The sequence below is a fragment of the Pseudomonas sp. MWU12-2029 genome (assembly GCF_023242425.1).
Classification (GTDB): domain Bacteria; phylum Pseudomonadota; class Gammaproteobacteria; order Pseudomonadales; family Pseudomonadaceae; genus Aquipseudomonas; species Aquipseudomonas kribbensis.
Window position 1 is genome coordinate 40,297 of record NZ_JALJDY010000009.1, and the last position, 15,703, is coordinate 55,999.

The window sequence follows — 15,703 nt, forward strand, 5'->3', positions numbered from 1 at the left end:
GCCGGGGCCTGTAATGGCCACATTCCGTGTGGCCGGTCGCATGAACTCTAAAGGGCGGCAGACGTATTGCTCGGCCCGCCTGTCGCGTCTTCTCCCGGTCCAGGCGAGAAGTCTTGCCTTACTCGGCTTTCAGGCCGTCAGCGGAGACCGCTTTGACGCCTTTGATTTTCTTGGTGATGTCTACGGCCATTTTTTTCTGTGCTTCTGTCACTGCAACAGTGGAGGACAGAGACACGACGCCTTTGTTGGTTTCTACTTTGATGTCAGTGCCTGGAATGCCTTTTTCGGTCACCAGGTCGCTTTTGACTTTGGTGGTGATCCAGGTGTCGGAAGTGGCTTCTTTCGCCTTGGTCATTTCACCGGCAGCCAGAGTCATTGGAGCCTGGGTCGCCTGGGTGGATTGTGCGAATGCGCCGGTGGCCATGGTCAGGGTCAGCGCGGTAGCAGCAGCGGCAGTGATAGCGAACTTCTTCATACGAGTAACTCCTGTTTTTCTGGAAAGTCTGCTGCGTGTCTTGTCAGCAGGGTTACCGTAGATATTGCGAACGCTGTGCCAACTTTCAAAAATGCAATAAAACCTTATAAATCAATAAGTTAATAAAATTGAAAATTCTCGGAATCATGCAAATTGCATGACCCCTGAATTATCTACATGCAACTTGCGGCTTTTTGGAAAGTTCCTAACACGCTGAAAAGATTGAAGCTTTTTGTGAAGCACCGCGCAAAAGAAAATGCCCCGCAAAGCGGGGCATTTGATGAGCAGGGATCAAGCAATCAAGTACCGCTGCCTGGGCAACCTTTAGGGGCGTAGTCAGGGTTGACTGTCGAAGCACAGCTCCAGACCCCGGCCACGTTACCGGTGGCGCCGCCGGTACGGGTCAGCGTAATGGTTTTGCCCAGCACAGGCGCCGGTGCATTCGCGATGGTGCAAACGATGGTGCCTGCCCCGGTATTCGCCGTACCCGACACGCTGACAGTACCGCAGTTGGTCGTTACATAAGTTGCGGAACCGGTCACCAGCGTACTGTTCGGGTCGGTACCTTGATTGATGGTGTCCTCGAACGGCACTTTCAGCGCGCTGATTTCCGCCAGCCCCGCCGTCACTTTCGACCGTGCCTGGTACTTCGTGTATTGCGGCAGGGCGATGGTGGCCAGGATGCCGATGATCGCCACGACGATCAGCAGCTCGATCAGAGTGAAACCTTGTTGTTTTTTCATAGACACGCTCCATGCATGAGTCGGAATCTCATGATCTGAGATGAACCGAGCATAGCCCGTGCCAAGTGCTTCGCCAGCCCGAGGATTGGGCGAGAGATCGGGGCAATGCCGTTTCCTACAACCTGTAACCGCACTATCTGACACTTTTTGTCACCTGCACCGAGGCGGTTTGGCGCTGTCACTTGACTAGGCTATAAGTCATGAACTGTCTGCATCCGGGATTCCCATGAATGACATCGCTCTGAGCGGTCTGGCCAAGCAATTGGTCCAGGCCGAACTGCTCACGGAAAAAAGCGCCCAGCAAGCCTGGCAGCAAGCCCAGCGCAATCGCCTGTCGCTGGTCAGCTATCTGGTACAGAACAAACTGGTGAAGAGTTCGCAGGTCGCCGAAATCGCCTCGGAGCACTTCGGCATGGCGTTCCTCGACCTCAACTGCCTGGACAAGGAAACCCAGCCCAAGGGCCTGGTCAGCGAAAAACTGGTTCGCCAGCACCATGCCCTGCCCCTGTGGCGACGCGGCAACAAACTGTTCGTGGGCATTTCCGACCCGAGCAATCACCAGGCGATCAACGACATTCAGTTCAGCACCGGGCTAACCACCGAAGCGATTCTGGTGGAAGACGACAAGCTCACCGACGCCATCGAGAAGTTCTTCGACACCCACGCCTCAGGCCTGGAAGACATGGCCGATGTCGACCTCGACGGGCTGGACGTCGAATCCGTCGATGACAGCAAACAGGACGCCATCGGTGGAATGGACGCCGACGACGCGCCGGTGGTGCGCTTCGTCCACAAGATGCTGCTGGATGCAATCAAGAGCGGCTCTTCCGACCTGCACTTCGAGCCTTACGAGAAAAACTACCGGGTGCGGGTGCGTACCGACGGCATCCTGCGTGAGGTGGCCAAACCGCCGATTCAACTGGCCGGGCGCATCGCCGCCCGGCTGAAGGTCATGGCCAGCCTCGACATCTCGGAACGGCGCAAACCCCAGGACGGGCGTCTGAAAATGCGCCTGTCGAAAACCAAGTCGATCGACTTCCGGGTCAACACCCTGCCGACGCTGTGGGGCGAGAAAGTGGTGATCCGGATTCTCGACCCGTCCAGCGCGCAGATCGGCATCGACGCCCTCGGCTACGAGCCGGAGCAGAAAGAACTGTACCTGGCCGCCCTGAAGCAGCCGCAAGGCATGATTCTGGTCACCGGCCCCACCGGGTCGGGCAAGACCGTGTCGCTGTACACCGGACTGAACATCCTCAATACCGTCGACATAAACATCTCCACCGCGGAAGATCCGGTGGAGATCAACATGGAAGGCATCAACCAGGTCAACGTCAATCCGAAGCAGGGGCTGGATTTCGCCCAGGCCCTGCGCTCGTTCCTGCGTCAGGACCCGGACGTGATCATGGTCGGCGAGATCCGCGACCTCGAAACAGCGGAGATTGCGATCAAGGCGGCACAGACCGGTCACCTTGTACTGTCCACACTACATACCAACAGCGCCGCGGAAACGCTGATCCGCCTGCACAACATGGGCATCCCCGGCTTCAACATCGCCACCTCGGTCAGCCTGATCATCGCCCAGCGACTGGCGCGAAAACTCTGCAGCCACTGCAAGAAGCCCATCGAAATTCCCCGCGAAACCCTGCTCAAGGAAGGCTTTCCCGAGGAACGCATCGGCAGTTTCACGATCTATGAGCCCGTCGGTTGCGATCAATGCAACGGCGGCTACAAGGGCCGCACCGGCATCTATGAAGTGGTCAGGAACACGCCCGAACTGCAACGGCTGATCATGGCCGAGGGCAACTCACTGGAAATCGACAGCCAGATGCGCCTGGACGGCTTCAACGACCTGCGCACCTCGGGACTGATCAAGGCCATGCAAGGCATCACCAGCCTTGAAGAAATCAACCGGGTCACCAAGGACTGAACATGGCCGTCAAGGCAGCGAAAATCAGCGTCTACGCCTGGGAAGGCACCGACAAGAAAGGCAGCCGGATCAGCGGCGAACTGAGCGGGCAAAACCCCGCGCTGATCAAGGCCCAGTTGCGCAAGCAGGGCATCAACCCCGGCAAGGTGCGCAAGAAATCCGCGTCGTTGCTGAACTTCGGCAAACGCATCAAGCCGCTGGACATCGCCCTGTTCACCCGGCAGATGGCGACCATGATGAAGGCCGGCGTGCCGTTGTTGCAGTCGTTCGACATCATCGGCGAAGGCTTCGAGAACCCGGCGATGCGCAAACTGGTGGACGAGGTGAAACAGGAAGTCGCCGCCGGTAACAGCTTCGCCGCGGCCCTGCGCAAGAAGCCGCAATACTTCGACGAGTTGTATTGCAACCTGGTCGATGCCGGCGAGCAGTCCGGTGCTCTCGACACCTTGCTCGAACGCGTGGCGACCTACAAGGAGAAGAGCGAAAGCCTCAAGGCCAAGATCAAGAAGGCCATGACCTACCCCACCGCCGTGATTCTGGTAGCGGCGGTCGTCACCGGTATTCTGCTGGTGAAAGTGGTGCCGCAGTTCCAGTCGGTGTTTTCCGGCTTCGGTGCCGAACTGCCGGCGTTCACCCTGTTGGTCATCGGCCTGTCGGAGTTCATGCAGCAATGGTGGTGGGCGATTCTGGGGGTGTTGATCGTGGCGTTTTTCGGCACCCGCCATGCTTTGAAAAAGTCCCAGGCCCTGCGTGACCGCCGAGATGCCTGGCTGCTGAAACTGCCACTCGTAGGCACCATGATGTACAAGTCCGCCGTCGCCCGTTTTGCCCGGACCCTGTCGACCACATTTGCCGCCGGCGTGCCGCTGGTCGAAGCGCTGGACTCGGTCGCCGGAGCCACCGGCAACGTGGTGTTCAAACGCGCGGTGCTGCGCATTCGCCAGGACGTGGCCACCGGCATGCAGTTGAATTTCTCGATGCGCACCAGCGGAATCTTTCCGAACATGGCCGTGCAGATGACCGCCATCGGCGAAGAATCCGGCGCCCTGGACGACATGCTCGACAAGGTGGCCGGCTTCTACGAGGAAGAAGTGGATAACATGGTCGATAACCTCACCAGCCTGATGGAGCCTTTCGTCATGGTGGTACTCGGGGTGATCGTCGGCGGGCTGGTCGTGGCCATGTACCTGCCGATCTTCCAACTCGGCTCAGCGATCTGACATGCACATCGACGAACTTTTCGCCCTCTATCCGCTGGCCTTTGTCTTCACCGCTCTGATCCTCGGGCTGGTGGTCGGCAGCTTCCTCAATGTGGTGATCTGGCGTCTGCCGAAGATGCTCGAGCGCGAATGGCGCCAGCAGGCCCACGACGTGCTCGGGCTGCCCGTCGAAACGCCATTGCCGGTCTACAACCTGATGTTGCCGCACTCGCAATGCCCGCATTGCGCCCACCGCATTCGTGCGTGGGAAAACATCCCGCTGCTCAGCTACCTGTTTTTGCGCGGGCGCTGCTCGTCATGCGCGGCGCCGATCAGCAAGCGTTATCCACTGACCGAACTGGCCTGCGGCCTGCTCTCGGCGTTCATCGCCTGGCACCTGGGCTTCGGCTGGCCGGCATGCCTGCTGATCGTGCTGACCTGGGGCTTGCTGGCGATGAGCCTGATCGACACCGAGCATCAGCTGTTGCCCGACGTGCTGGTGCTGCCGCTGCTGTGGCTGGGGTTGATCGTCAACAGCTTCGGCCTGTTCGTCTCGCTGCACGATGCGATGTGGGGCGCGGTGGCCGGTTACATGGCGCTGTGGTCGGTGTTCTGGCTGTTCAAGCTGCTCACCGGCAAGGACGGCATCGGTCACGGCGATTTCAAGCTGCTCGCACTGCTGGGGGCCTGGGGAGGCTGGCAGATTCTGCCGCTGACCATTCTCCTGTCATCGCTGGTGGGAGCCGTACTGGGGGTGATTCTGCTCAAGCTGCGCGACCGGAAAACCTCGACGCCAATCCCCTTCGGGCCCTATCTGGCAATTGCCGGCTGGATTGCCTTGCTCTGGGGTGGTCAAATAACCGACTTCTATTGGCAGTTTGTCGGTTTGAAATGAATACCCTTGTGGAAAAACCCTGGATTCTCGGCCTGACCGGCGGCATCGGCAGCGGCAAAAGCGCTGCCGCCCAGCACTTCATCGATCTTGGTGTCCATGTGGTGGACGCCGATCATGCAGCGCGCTGGGTGGTTGAACCGGGGCGCCCGGCGCTGGCGAAAATTGCCGAGCACTTCGGCCCCGATGTCCTGCAGGCCGACGGCACGCTGGATCGCGCGGCGCTACGCAAGCTGATCTTCGAAGTGCCGGAGCAACGCCGCTGGCTCGAAGCGCTGCTGCATCCGCTGATCGCCGAGGAAATCGCCCATCACCTGGCGCTGGCAAAATCACCTTACGCGATTCTGGTTTCACCGCTGTTGATCGAGTCCGGACAGTACTCGATGACCCAGCGAATCCTGGTGATCGATGCGCCGCAGCAACTGCAGATCGAACGTACCCTGCAGCGTGACCAGACCAGCGAACAGCAGGTCCAGGCGATCCTCAAGGCCCAATCCAGCCGCGAAGACCGCGTGAGCCGTGCCGATGATGTGGTGGTCAACGACCGCGACCTCGCCTGGCTGCACAGCGAAGTCGAGCGCCTGCATCACTTTTACCTGACTTTATCCGGAGGCCAGTCATGAGCCAGACCCCAACCGTTAATTGCCCGACCTGTGGCGCCCCGGTGGAATTCACCCCCGCAAACAAATTCCGGCCGTTTTGCTCGGACCGCTGCAAACTGATCGACCTCGGCGCCTGGGCATCGGAAGAACACAAGATTCCGGTAGCCCCGGATGCCGAGGACGAACTGTTTTCCGGCGACTTCGACCCGCGTCACTGACCCCGTCAAGGCCGCATGAAGCCGTAGTCCTGATCGTCGTCGAGGTTTTCCGCCAGAAAGCGCAACTCGTCGGCCAGGTCTTCGGCGTTGCGCACCGCCTTGCTCTGCTGCACCACCGCACTGAGCAAGGCGCGCAGGCTCAGGCCTGGATCGAATCCCACCTCCTGCGCCATTTCCAGACTCTGCCGGGTTTCCTGCCTCGCCCACTCGTAAACGCTCATGCCGCTGCTCCTGAAGGGATTTGGCCGAGCATGAAATGCCGCGCGCGGGGTGGATTTGATGTGGATCAAGACTTGGGATCGTCGTCCTTCCAGGGTGCCGAAAGGTAGCGGGTGCGGTTGAAGGTCTCCAGCCATTCCGGGCAGAACACCACCAGCGCGCTGATCACCATGCCGTTGATGAACGCCTCCGGAAATATCAGCAGCCACAGGTAACCGATGAAATCTTCCAGCCATTCGGGCATGGCGAACAGGCCGTCGTACCACAGCAAGGTCAGGCTCAGAATCAGACATGACAGCGCCGACAAGGCCGCCGCGAAGAAACCCGAGCAGAAGATATACACAAACGGATTACGCGGTTGCGCCCGTTCGACCAGAATCGCCACTCCCTCGGTGATCAGCACCGGCAGCAGGATCAGCAACGCGCCGTTGACCCCGACCGCCACCAGATCCTGGCGTCCCAGCAGAACCAGCCCGATCTGCGCCACCAGCCCGCCGACAATCGCCAGCGGCCAGTCGAGCAGTAAGGTCACGGCGGTCATGCCGATGAAGTGATATGACACGCCCGTGTCGAAGTCCCTGCGCACCATCCACAACAGAAACAGCGCGAACACGGTGCCGAACAGCAAGTGCTGACGACGGCTGTCGCTGAATAACTCGACCCACGGCGCGCGGCAGATCGCCCAGAGCAGCACCGGCAAGTAAATCAGCCAGCCGAGGGTCAGACTCGTCGATGACAGCAGTTCTGCACCGATCATGATCCCATCACCTTCATTCGCACCGCAGACTCCCTTGATTGGCGCTCCTGTATCGAAGTCTACACCGCCACCCGGGTGAATCTGCCGATGCAAAGCTTTCTGCTTGTCGCAATTGAACGCTAAGCTTGGGCCTATGGATGACTCAGATTATTTACGCCTGCTGACCATCGCGGCCGAGCAGGCCAACGCGTTCCTGTCCAATGCCCGCAAATGGGAGCGTGAGCGTTGGGTCTGCCAGCGCCTGCTGCAAGGCTTGAATATTCCGTATCGCGCCGACGAATTCGCCCCGGCCGGTGAGCCGCCGGACGTGTTGTTTCGCGATGCCAACTTCGAGGTGTTTTTCGTCCTCGACGAAGGCCGCCGGCTCAACGATGAATGGCGCGACGAGCTGCAACGTCGGCGCAGTGCGTTTTCCCTGAGCCAACTGGTGCGTCGCGAAGCCAAGCCACGACGAATTCCGGCCAACGAATTCCTGCTCAGGCTGGCGCCGACCCTGCGCAAGAAAGCGCACAACTACAAGGAACGCGGCATGGACCTCGGTGAGTTGGACATCATCGCCTTCGCCAGCCTCAAGCGAGAGGTGCTCGACCTCAACAGCCACTTTCCACCGCCCACCGAATACCTGCGTCAAGGCTGGCGCTCGCTGTCACTGGTCGGGCCGACGTTCGCCCGAGTGCTGTTCGCCCACCCCGATGCACCGGATTTCCTGCGCAGCAATCTGGGCCGCAGCATCGTGTTCGATGTCGGGATCAGCCTGTGACGCCGCTTCAACAATTGATTGCCGATGTCCCACAGACCGGGTGTGTGCGCTGGATTGGCGTGCGCCCCGAATCCCGGGGGCCGATGCTCGCGCTCGATGCGGTTGAGGCGCGGCTTGAAGCCGGGCTCACCGGCGATCACGCTCGGCCCGGTGTGCGCAATGCGCGGCAGGTGACGCTGATTCAGTGGGAACATCTGGCCGTCATCAGTGCCCTGATGGGCCGGTCGGCAGAACAACCGGTCACGCCTGAAGATCTGCGGCGCAATCTCGTTATAAGCGGGATCAACCTGTTCAGCCTCAAGGGGCGGCGCTTTCGCATTGGTCAGGCGATTTTCGAAACCACGGGCTGGTGTCAGCCGTGCGCGCGCCTGCAGAACAACCTCGGCCCCGGAACATTCCAGGCGGTGCGCGGGCATGGCGGAATCACCGCGCGAGTGTTACAAAGCGGGATCATTCGCCTCGGGGACAGTGTGTCTGTCGAACCGGTCCCGGACAGTGGCTATGCTGCATTCAATCCCGGTTGAAAACCGCTGTAGCTTGTTCACTTTCAGTAACGTCTACCTGACGAGGCCTTTATGACCAGCCGCCTGAACCCTGATGACCAGAAGCATGTCGAAGAGTACCTGCAGTTGTCACAACACCGTGTCGAGCGCCGGCCATTCCGGCCGTGGATGCTCCTGGTGGTGGTGCTGGCAGTGACCATCGGTCTGGGCCTGTTGAGCCGATTTATCAGTTACCTGACGCTATGAGCTGCATCGCGCTCGCTCGGGTTACGACGACAACGATTTCCTTTAAAAACCTTGCGAGCTATCCCCATGTCCCATCGTATTGTCATTGTCGGCGGCGGCGCCGGCGGTCTGGAGCTGGCTACCCGTCTGGGTAAGACTCTGGGCAAGCGCGGCACCGCCAGCATCATGCTGGTCGACGCGAACCTGACGCACATCTGGAAACCGCTGTTGCACGAAGTGGCCGCCGGATCGCTGAACTCCTCCGAAGACGAACTCAACTATGTCGCCCAGGCCAAATGGAACCACTTCGAGTTCCAGCTGGGGCGCATGAGCGGGCTCGATCGTGAGCAGAAGAAGATCCAGCTCGCCGCCACCTACGACGAAAACGGCGTGGAACTGGTGCCGGCGCGGGAAGTGCCTTACGACTCGCTGGTGATCGCGGTCGGCAGCACCACTAACGATTTCGGCACCCAGGGCGCAGCGCAGCACTGCCTGTTCCTCGACACCCGCAAACAGGCCGAGCGTTTCCATCAGCAACTGCTCAATCACTACCTGCGTGCTCACGCCGGGCAGACCGACGTGGTTCAGCAGATCAGCGTGGCCATCGTCGGCGCCGGCGCCACGGGCGTTGAACTGGCGGCCGAGCTGCACAACGCCGCCCATGAACTGGCGGCCTATGGTCTGGACCGGATCAAACCGGAAAACATGCACATCACCCTGATCGAAGCCGGACCACGGGTGCTGCCGGCACTGCCGGAACGCATCAGCGGGCCGGTGCACAAGACCCTGGAGAAACTCGGGGTCAACGTGATGACCAACGCCTCGGTCAGCCAGGTTACTGCCGACAGCCTGATCACCGCCGATGGCAACGAGATCAAGGCCAGCCTGAAAGTCTGGGCCGCCGGGATCCGCGCACCGGGTTTCCTCAAGGACATCGATGGCCTGGAAACCAACCGCATCAACCAGCTGCAAGTGCTGCCGACGCTGCAGACCACCCGCGACGAAAACATCTTCGCCTTCGGCGATTGCGCCGCCTGCCCGCAACCGGGTTCGGATCGCAACGTGCCGCCACGGGCCCAAGCTGCACACCAGCAGGCATCGTTGCTGGCCAAGTCGCTGAAACTGCGGATCGAAGGCAAGAGCCTGCCGGAGTACAAGTACACCGACTACGGCTCGTTGATTTCGCTGTCGCGTTTTTCGGCTGTGGGTAACTTGATGGGCAACCTGACCGGCAGCGTGATGCTCGAAGGCTGGCTGGCGCGGATGTTCTACGTTTCGTTGTACCGCATGCACCAGATGGCGCTGTACGGCCCATTCCGCACGGCGATGCTGATGCTGGGCAGCAAGATCGGACGCGGCACCGAGCCACGTCTGAAGCTGCACTGATGTAAAAACCGCGGGGGCGGGCCTGCTCGCCCCCACGGTTTTTGTCTTCTACTGTATCTGCCCCCCGCTTTCCCACCTTCGCTTACAAACGCCCCGCTCCTCGACACAGACGCGATACACCGTCACCGCTTAATGGCCACACCCGAGCGCACCTGCTCCGGCTGATCGCCCTTAACGTGTGGTTGCGCAGCGCAACCGAAGGAGAATGAAATGACCCGCACTTCGAAAATCGGCAAAACCTCCCTTGGCCTGGTCGGTGCCGTACTGGCCGGCGGCCTGATGCTGTCCGGCTCGGTGTTCGCCGCACAACCGCTAGCCCAGGGCTACATGGTCGCCTCGGCCGAAACCTCGGTGAAAACCCCGGAAGGCAAATGCGGTGAAGGCAAATGCGGCGACGCGTCGATGGCCAAGACCGACACCGATGGTGATGGCAAAGTCTCCCGCGCCGAATTCCTGAAGGTCGCACCGCACTCCGACTTCGACAAGATCGACACCAACCACGATGGCTTCATCGACGAGCAAGAGGCTTACGACAACGTCAAAGCCAACTACGAAGCCAACGGCAAGAAAATGCCCAAAGGCTTGTTCGAACACCTGAAAGAGCGTGACGGTGCCTGATATTCAGTTCGTCCCGGCAAAAACAAAGCCGCGCATTCTCTGAGGAGAAGCGCGGTTTTTTTTGCGGCCTGAGAAATTACAGCTGGAAGCGCCGCACCATGCCCTGCAATGCATTGGCGAGTTTCGACAGCTCATGGCTGGACGCGCTGGTCTGATCGGCGCCGGCCGCCGAACGTACCGACAGGTCGCGAATGTTCACCAGATTACGATCCACTTCCCGCGCCACCTGCGCCTGCTCTTCGGCGGCGCTGGCGATCACCAGATTGCGTTCATGGATCTCATGCACCGACGCGGTGATGGTTTGCAGCGCCTCACCGGCCCGCTCGGCCAGCACCAACGTGGTGGACGCGCGGGAGGCACTGGCCTGCATCGACTCCAGCGCGAGGCTTGAACCGTTGCGCATGCCCTGCACCATCTGCTCGATTTCCTGGGTCGATTGCTGCGTGCGATAAGCCAGCGCCCGGACTTCGTCGGCGACCACGGCAAACCCGCGCCCACTCTCCCCGGCCCGCGCCGCTTCGATGGCGGCGTTGAGCGCCAGCAGGTTGGTCTGTTCGGCAATCGCGCGGATCACGTCCAGCACCTTGCCGATGTCTTGTGACTGGTCGGCCAGTGATTGCACCAGTTCGCCAGTGTGCTGCACTTCACCGGCCAGGGCGTTGATGGCGCTGGCGGTTTCACTGACCCGTTCTTGCCCCAGATGCGCCGATTCGCTGGACTGGCGCGTCGCGTCGGAGGTCGACACCGCGTTGCGTGCGACTTCTTCGACCGCCGTGGTCATCTCGTTGACGGCGGTGGCGGCCTGTTCGATTTCGTTGTTCTGTTGTTGCAGGCCCTGGGTGCTGTCGAGCGTGACGGCATTGAGTTCGTCGGCGGCGGTCGCCAGTTGCGTCGCAGAACCGTTGATGCCTTGCAGGGTTTCGCGCAGGTTCTGTTGCATGGTCGCCAGCGCCTTGAGCAAACGGCTGACTTCGTCGTTGCCCTGGGTCTCGATCGGTCGGGTCAAATCCCCTTTCGCAACACTTTCTGCTGCGCTGACGGCGGTGCTCAACGGGCGAACGATACTGCGGGTGAGCAACATCGCCAGAGCCACGGTCGCCAATGCCGCCAGTGCGATGAACAGGCTGACGATGGTGCGCGAGGTTTCGTAGTGGGCGGCGGAGTTGCTGCTTTCTGCCGCGACCTGTTTGGCGAACAGGTCCGCCAGGTCGTTGAGTTGCTTGCCGGAGCCGTCGACCACGGTTTTCATGTCGACCAGCAGCAGCTTGGTCAGCTCGTCGCGTTTGCCCTGCTGTGCAAGGACGAACGATTGCGCGATGCCGGCGCGGTAGGCCGCGAAGGTTTTCTTGAACTGATCGTACAACTGCTGGCCTTCCGGAGTAGTCACCAGTCGGTCGTACGCGGCGATCTTCTCGCTCAGTTCCTTGTCGCGGATGTCCATCTGGCTGCGGTAAGTCGCAACGTTGTTCGGATCAGGATCCAGCGCCATGCGCAAAGAAATGGTGCGGATGCGCAGCATGATCTCGCGAATCTCGTCGCCGCCACGAATGCTCGGCAGCCACTGGTTCTCCACCGCGACCTCGCTTTCGCGGATGCTCGACATCTGCCCCAGGGCAAACACGCCAAGCAACGCCACCAGCACCGCGATCAGGGCGAAGCCCAAAGCGGCACGGGGAGCAATATTCAACTGACGAAGCAACATGACGAACGCCCTTTTTCTTGTATTGGCCGGATTCAAGGGGCGATCGATGGCAGGCCCCTTTCGTTAGCGGGCTATCGGCAAGTTGTACGATGACTTGAGCAAAGGGCAAAAAAAATCCCCGTATCTTTCGATACGAGGATTTTTAATATGGTCGGGGTAAGGGGATTCGAACTCCTGACATCCTGCTCCCAAAGCAGGCGCGCTACCGGACTGCGCTATACCCCGGTAAAAAAAAGGCGACCTTTCAAAGATCGCCTTCTTCGATCAGCGCTTTTGGCCTCTGATCTTAAGATTCGATCCCAGCGCTAACTGGTTTCAAAAATGGTGGGTCGTGTGGGATTCGAACCTACGACCAATTGGTTAAAAGCCAACTGCTCTACCAACTGAGCTAACGACCCAAAAATGGTCGGGGTAAGGGGATTCGAACTCCTGACATCCTGCTCCCAAAGCAGGCGCGCTACCGGACTGCGCTATACCCCGGTTTGAAATTGGCTCCGTGACCAGGACTCGAACCTGGGACCCAATGATTAACAGTCATTTGCTCTACCGACTGAGCTATCACGGAACTACACATTTCAATTTACTACGGTGAAACTTGCAGCTTCTCGACATCGTTTTCGCATCGCTGCGTTCGTGTGTCTGAGGCGCGCTATTCTACAACCTAGAACACCTCTGTCAACCCCCTAAATTGCTTTCAAGTTAATGATTTGCAACTTATTTCAGATTTCTGCCCAGTGAGCTGAAACCGTGTTGGTGACTGACTGCGGGGCGCACTTTACAAGCCTTTTCCTTTGAGTTCAACAGCCTAACGAAAAAAAAGGCCTCGCATTGCGAGGCCTTCCTTACTTCACCACCCAAAGCTGTCAGTTGAACGTGATCTCGTCGTTCTCCACGACACCGGTCGCGGTCTCGCCCGGCAGGAAGCGTCCCGACAGGATCAACTGCGCCAACGGGTTCTCGATCCAGCGCTGGATCGCCCGCTTCAGCGGCCGTGCACCGTATACCGGGTCGTAACCGACGGCAATCAGCTTGTCCATCGCCTCCGGGCTCAGTTCCAGCTTCAGCTCGCGCTCGGCCAGACGGCTGCGCAGACGACCCAGCTGGATCTCGGTAATGCCCGCGATCTGATCCCGCGCCAGAGGCTCGAAGATCACCACTTCGTCGACCCGGTTGATGAACTCCGGACGGAAGTGGGTGGAAATCGCATCCATCACCGCCGCACGTTGTGCTTCACGGTCACCCACCAGTTCCTGGATCTGCATCGAACCGAGGTTGGAGGTCATGACGATCACGGTATTGCGGAAATCCACCGTACGACCGTGGCTGTCCGTCAGGCGACCATCCTCCAGCACTTGCAGCAGGATGTTGAACACATCCGGGTGCGCCTTCTCGACTTCGTCCAGCAGGATCACCGAGTAAGGCTTGCGCCGTACCGCTTCGGTCAGGTAACCGCCCTCTTCGTAACCGACGTAGCCTGGCGGTGCACCGATCAGCCGAGCCACGGAGTGTTTCTCCATGAACTCGGACATGTCGATCCGCACCATCGCCTCTTCAGTATCAAAGAGGAATTCGGCCAGCGCCTTGCACAGCTCCGTTTTACCGACACCGGTCGGGCCGAGGAACATGAACGAGCCGCTCGGACGATTCGGGTCAGACAACCCGGCACGGGAACGCCGCACCGCGTTGGCCACCGCCACCACCGCCTCGTCCTGGCCGATCACGCGCTGGTGCAACAGGCTTTCCATCTTCATCAGCTTGTCGCGCTCGCCTTCGAGCATTTTCGACACGGGAATGCCGGTCCACTTCGAGACGACTTCGGCGATTTCCTCTTCGGTCACCTTGCTGCGCAGCAACTGGTTCTCGCTCTTGCCGTGCTGGTCGACCATTTGCAGGCTGCGTTCCAGATCCGGGATCACCCCGTACTGCAACTCGGCCATGCGGTTCAGGTCGCCTTTGCGGCGCGCGGCTTCCAGTTCCTGACGGGACTGTTCGATCTTCTGCTGAATCTGCGCAGAGCCCTGTACCTCGGCTTTTTCCGAGTTCCAGATTTCTTCCAGATCCGAGTACTCACGCTCGTGACGGTCGATTTCTTCCTGGAGTTTCTCCAGGCGTTTCTTCGCCGCGTCGTCGCTTTCTTTCTTCAGTGCCTGGGATTCCACCTTCAACTGAATCAGGCGCCGTTCCAGACGATCCAGCACTTCCGGCTTGGAGTCGATCTCCATGCGAATGCGGCTGGCGGCTTCGTCGATCAGGTCGATCGCCTTGTCCGGCAACTGCCGGTCAGTGATATAGCGATGGCTGAGCTTGGCTGCCGCGATGATCGCACCATCGGTGATCGCCACTTTGTGGTGAACCTCGTAACGCTCCTTGAGGCCACGCAGGATCGCGATGGTGTCTTCTTCGCTCGGCTCGTCCACCAGCACCTTCTGGAAGCGCCGCTCGAGGGCCGCGTCCTTCTCTATATATTGGCGGTACTCGTTGAGCGTGGTCGCACCGACGCAATGCAGCTCGCCACGGGCCAGGGCCGGTTTGAGCATGTTGCCGGCGTCCATCGAGCCTTCGCCCTTGCCGGCGCCGACCATGGTGTGCAGTTCGTCGATGAACAGAATGATCTGCCCTTCCTGCTTCGACAGCTCGTTGAGCAGCGCTTTCAGGCGCTCTTCGAACTCACCGCGATACTTGGCACCGGCAATCAGCGCCCCCATATCGAGGGACAGCAGACGCTTGCCGCGCAGGCCATCCGGCACTTCGCCGTTGATGATGCGCTGGGCCAGACCTTCGGCAATCGCGGTTTTACCCACGCCAGGCTCGCCGATCAGCACCGGGTTGTTCTTGGTCCGGCGCTGCAGGACCTGAATGGTGCGACGAATTTCATCGTCACGGCCGATCACCGGGTCGAGCTTGCCGTCTTCGGCACGCTTGGTCAGGTCGACGGTGTATTTATCCAGCGCCTGACGCGACTCTTCGTGGTTGGCGTCGTTGACGGCCTCGCCACCGCGCAGGTTGTTGATGGCGTTTTCCAGCGCCTTTTTGCTCACGCCCTGGCCGAGCAGCAACTTGCCGAGCTTGCTGTTCTCGTCCATCGCCGCGAGCAGTACCAGCTCGCTGGAAATGAACTGGTCGCCCTTCTGCTGGGCCAGACGGTCGGCCTGATTGAGCAGACGCGCCAGATCCTGCGACATGTTCACGTCGCCGGTCGGGTTCTGGATTTTCGGTAATTGATCGAGCTCTTTGGTCAGCTCTTTGCGCAGGCTGTTGACGTCAAAGCCCACCTGCATCAACAGGGGCTTGATCGAACCACCCTGCTGTTCAAGCATCGCTTGCATCAAATGCGCCGGCTCGATGGCCGGATGATCGTGGCCGACAGCCAGGGATTGGGCATCGGACAACGCCAACTGTAATTTGCTGGTTAAACGGTCTATACGCATGGGTCACCTTCCTCTTGAGCAGGCCGGACCTAAAAAACCATCCTGAATA

16 protein-coding genes, 4 tRNA genes and 1 pseudogene are annotated in these 15,703 nt (G+C 59.9%); 10 read left to right on the forward strand and 11 right to left on the reverse strand.

Translation table 11 applies throughout. The annotated features are described in order from the left end of the window. Nucleotides 1-118 precede the first annotated feature (118 nt). Nucleotides 119-475, reverse strand: coding sequence for a BON domain-containing protein (locus M5B44_RS21505; RefSeq protein WP_065261581.1), 357 nt, complete (start codon nt 473-475; stop codon nt 119-121). Between the two features lie 299 nt (nt 476-774). Continuing rightward, complete coding sequence (locus M5B44_RS21510) at nt 775-1,218, reverse strand: pilin (RefSeq protein ID WP_114885593.1); 444 nt, start codon at nt 1,216-1,218, stop codon at nt 775-777. A gap of 226 nt (nt 1,219-1,444) precedes the next feature. Here M5B44_RS21510 and pilB point away from each other — a divergent pair, with 226 nt between their 5' ends. From pilB to yacG, 5 genes are read left to right on the forward strand one after another with little or no spacing between them, the layout of a single operon-like run. Further along, the gene (gene pilB, locus M5B44_RS21515; protein WP_248740436.1) at nt 1,445-3,145 is read left to right on the forward strand and encodes a type IV-A pilus assembly ATPase PilB; all 1,701 of its coding nucleotides are present in this window, start codon (nt 1,445-1,447) and stop codon (nt 3,143-3,145) included. 2 nt (nt 3,146-3,147) lie between these two features. Continuing rightward, complete coding sequence (locus M5B44_RS21520; protein WP_248740437.1) at nt 3,148-4,365, forward strand: type II secretion system F family protein; 1,218 nt, start codon at nt 3,148-3,150, stop codon at nt 4,363-4,365. 1 nt (nt 4,366) lies between these two features. Further along, nucleotides 4,367-5,239, forward strand: coding sequence for a prepilin peptidase (locus M5B44_RS21525; protein ID WP_248740438.1), 873 nt, complete (start codon nt 4,367-4,369; stop codon nt 5,237-5,239). Beyond that, entirely contained in the window at nt 5,236-5,859 is a 624-nt protein-coding gene (gene coaE / locus M5B44_RS21530; RefSeq protein WP_248740439.1) for a dephospho-CoA kinase, read from the forward strand. The genes M5B44_RS21525 and coaE overlap by 4 nt, the downstream gene beginning before the upstream one ends. Then, complete coding sequence (gene yacG, locus M5B44_RS21535) at nt 5,856-6,056, forward strand: DNA gyrase inhibitor YacG (RefSeq protein WP_085712167.1); 201 nt, start codon at nt 5,856-5,858, stop codon at nt 6,054-6,056. The genes coaE and yacG overlap by 4 nt, the downstream gene beginning before the upstream one ends. Before the next feature lie 5 nt (nt 6,057-6,061). On the opposite strand, the gene M5B44_RS21540 is transcribed toward yacG, so the two are convergent. After that, the gene (locus M5B44_RS21540) at nt 6,062-6,277 is read right to left on the reverse strand and encodes a hypothetical protein (RefSeq protein WP_007959584.1); all 216 of its coding nucleotides are present in this window, start codon (nt 6,275-6,277) and stop codon (nt 6,062-6,064) included. 65 nt (nt 6,278-6,342) lie between these two features. Next, entirely contained in the window at nt 6,343-7,032 is a 690-nt protein-coding gene (locus M5B44_RS21545) for an energy-coupling factor ABC transporter permease (protein ID WP_248740440.1), read from the reverse strand. Between the two features lie 133 nt (nt 7,033-7,165). Here M5B44_RS21545 and M5B44_RS21550 point away from each other — a divergent pair, with 133 nt between their 5' ends. The 5 genes from M5B44_RS21550 (at nt 7,166) to M5B44_RS21570 (ending at nt 10,524) form a co-directional block, all read left to right on the forward strand. Continuing rightward, nucleotides 7,166-7,792, forward strand: a complete 627-nt coding sequence (locus M5B44_RS21550) for a DUF1780 domain-containing protein (RefSeq protein ID WP_003228301.1) — start codon at nt 7,166-7,168, stop codon at nt 7,790-7,792. Further along, nucleotides 7,789-8,316 (forward strand): MOSC domain-containing protein, encoded by a 528-nt coding sequence (locus tag M5B44_RS21555; RefSeq protein ID WP_102686306.1) that lies wholly within the window; start codon nt 7,789-7,791, stop codon nt 8,314-8,316. The genes M5B44_RS21550 and M5B44_RS21555 overlap by 4 nt, the downstream gene beginning before the upstream one ends. A gap of 51 nt (nt 8,317-8,367) precedes the next feature. Further along, entirely contained in the window at nt 8,368-8,541 is a 174-nt protein-coding gene (locus tag M5B44_RS21560; RefSeq protein WP_096820886.1) for a DUF3094 domain-containing protein, read from the forward strand. Nucleotides 8,542-8,607: 66 nt separating this feature from the next. Next, on the forward strand, nt 8,608-9,906 hold the full coding sequence (locus M5B44_RS21565) for an NAD(P)/FAD-dependent oxidoreductase (protein WP_248740441.1): 1,299 nt from the start codon (nt 8,608-8,610) through the stop codon (nt 9,904-9,906). 210 nt (nt 9,907-10,116) lie between these two features. Then, nucleotides 10,117-10,524 carry an EF-hand domain-containing protein gene (locus tag M5B44_RS21570; RefSeq protein WP_114885602.1) on the forward strand — a complete coding sequence of 136 codons (408 nt, stop codon included), beginning with the start codon at nt 10,117-10,119 and terminating at the stop codon, nt 10,522-10,524. A gap of 76 nt (nt 10,525-10,600) precedes the next feature. Here the strand turns inward: M5B44_RS21570 and M5B44_RS29100 are convergent, their stop codons facing one another. The 7 genes and pseudogenes from M5B44_RS29100 to clpB form a co-directional block, all read right to left on the reverse strand. Beyond that, nucleotides 10,601-11,464, reverse strand: coding sequence for a methyl-accepting chemotaxis protein (locus M5B44_RS29100; protein ID WP_412546978.1), 864 nt, complete (start codon nt 11,462-11,464; stop codon nt 10,601-10,603). Then, nucleotides 11,456-12,226 (reverse strand): annotated as a pseudogene (locus tag M5B44_RS29105) (MCP four helix bundle domain-containing protein); the annotation flags it as partial. The gene M5B44_RS29100 and the pseudogene M5B44_RS29105, both read right to left, overlap by 9 nt. A gap of 148 nt (nt 12,227-12,374) precedes the next feature. Then, a tRNA-Pro gene (locus tag M5B44_RS21580) sits at nt 12,375-12,451 on the reverse strand. A gap of 97 nt (nt 12,452-12,548) precedes the next feature. Next, a tRNA-Lys gene (locus M5B44_RS21585) sits at nt 12,549-12,624 on the reverse strand. Between the two features lie 5 nt (nt 12,625-12,629). Next, nucleotides 12,630-12,706, reverse strand: a tRNA-Pro gene (locus tag M5B44_RS21590). 9 nt (nt 12,707-12,715) lie between these two features. Next, nucleotides 12,716-12,791: transfer RNA gene (locus M5B44_RS21595), tRNA-Asn, on the reverse strand. Nucleotides 12,792-13,089: 298 nt separating this feature from the next. Next, nucleotides 13,090-15,654: an ATP-dependent chaperone ClpB gene (gene clpB / locus M5B44_RS21600; RefSeq protein ID WP_114885605.1), complete on the reverse strand. Its 2,565-nt coding sequence runs from the start codon at nt 15,652-15,654 to the stop codon at nt 13,090-13,092. Between the last annotated feature and the right edge of the window lie 49 nt (nt 15,655-15,703).

Coding starts and splice junctions, on each gene's coding strand:
- M5B44_RS21505 (WP_065261581.1), bottom strand. CDS start 475: ATGAAGAAGTTCGCTATCACTGCCGCTGCTGCTACCGCGCTGACCCTG.
- M5B44_RS21510 (WP_114885593.1), bottom strand. CDS start 1,218: ATGAAAAAACAACAAGGTTTCACTCTGATCGAGCTGCTGATCGTCGTG.
- pilB (WP_248740436.1), top strand. CDS start 1,445: ATGAATGACATCGCTCTGAGCGGTCTGGCCAAGCAATTGGTCCAGGCC.
- M5B44_RS21520 (WP_248740437.1), top strand. CDS start 3,148: ATGGCCGTCAAGGCAGCGAAAATCAGCGTCTACGCCTGGGAAGGCACC.
- M5B44_RS21525 (WP_248740438.1), top strand. CDS start 4,367: ATGCACATCGACGAACTTTTCGCCCTCTATCCGCTGGCCTTTGTCTTC.
- coaE (WP_248740439.1), top strand. CDS start 5,236: ATGAATACCCTTGTGGAAAAACCCTGGATTCTCGGCCTGACCGGCGGC.
- yacG (WP_085712167.1), top strand. CDS start 5,856: ATGAGCCAGACCCCAACCGTTAATTGCCCGACCTGTGGCGCCCCGGTG.
- M5B44_RS21540 (WP_007959584.1), bottom strand. CDS start 6,277: ATGAGCGTTTACGAGTGGGCGAGGCAGGAAACCCGGCAGAGTCTGGAA.
- M5B44_RS21545 (WP_248740440.1), bottom strand. CDS start 7,032: ATGATCGGTGCAGAACTGCTGTCATCGACGAGTCTGACCCTCGGCTGG.
- M5B44_RS21550 (WP_003228301.1), top strand. CDS start 7,166: ATGGATGACTCAGATTATTTACGCCTGCTGACCATCGCGGCCGAGCAG.
- M5B44_RS21560 (WP_096820886.1), top strand. CDS start 8,368: ATGACCAGCCGCCTGAACCCTGATGACCAGAAGCATGTCGAAGAGTAC.
- M5B44_RS21565 (WP_248740441.1), top strand. CDS start 8,608: ATGTCCCATCGTATTGTCATTGTCGGCGGCGGCGCCGGCGGTCTGGAG.
- M5B44_RS21570 (WP_114885602.1), top strand. CDS start 10,117: ATGACCCGCACTTCGAAAATCGGCAAAACCTCCCTTGGCCTGGTCGGT.
- M5B44_RS29100 (WP_412546978.1), bottom strand. CDS start 11,464: ATGCAACAGAACCTGCGCGAAACCCTGCAAGGCATCAACGGTTCTGCG.
- clpB (WP_114885605.1), bottom strand. CDS start 15,654: ATGCGTATAGACCGTTTAACCAGCAAATTACAGTTGGCGTTGTCCGAT.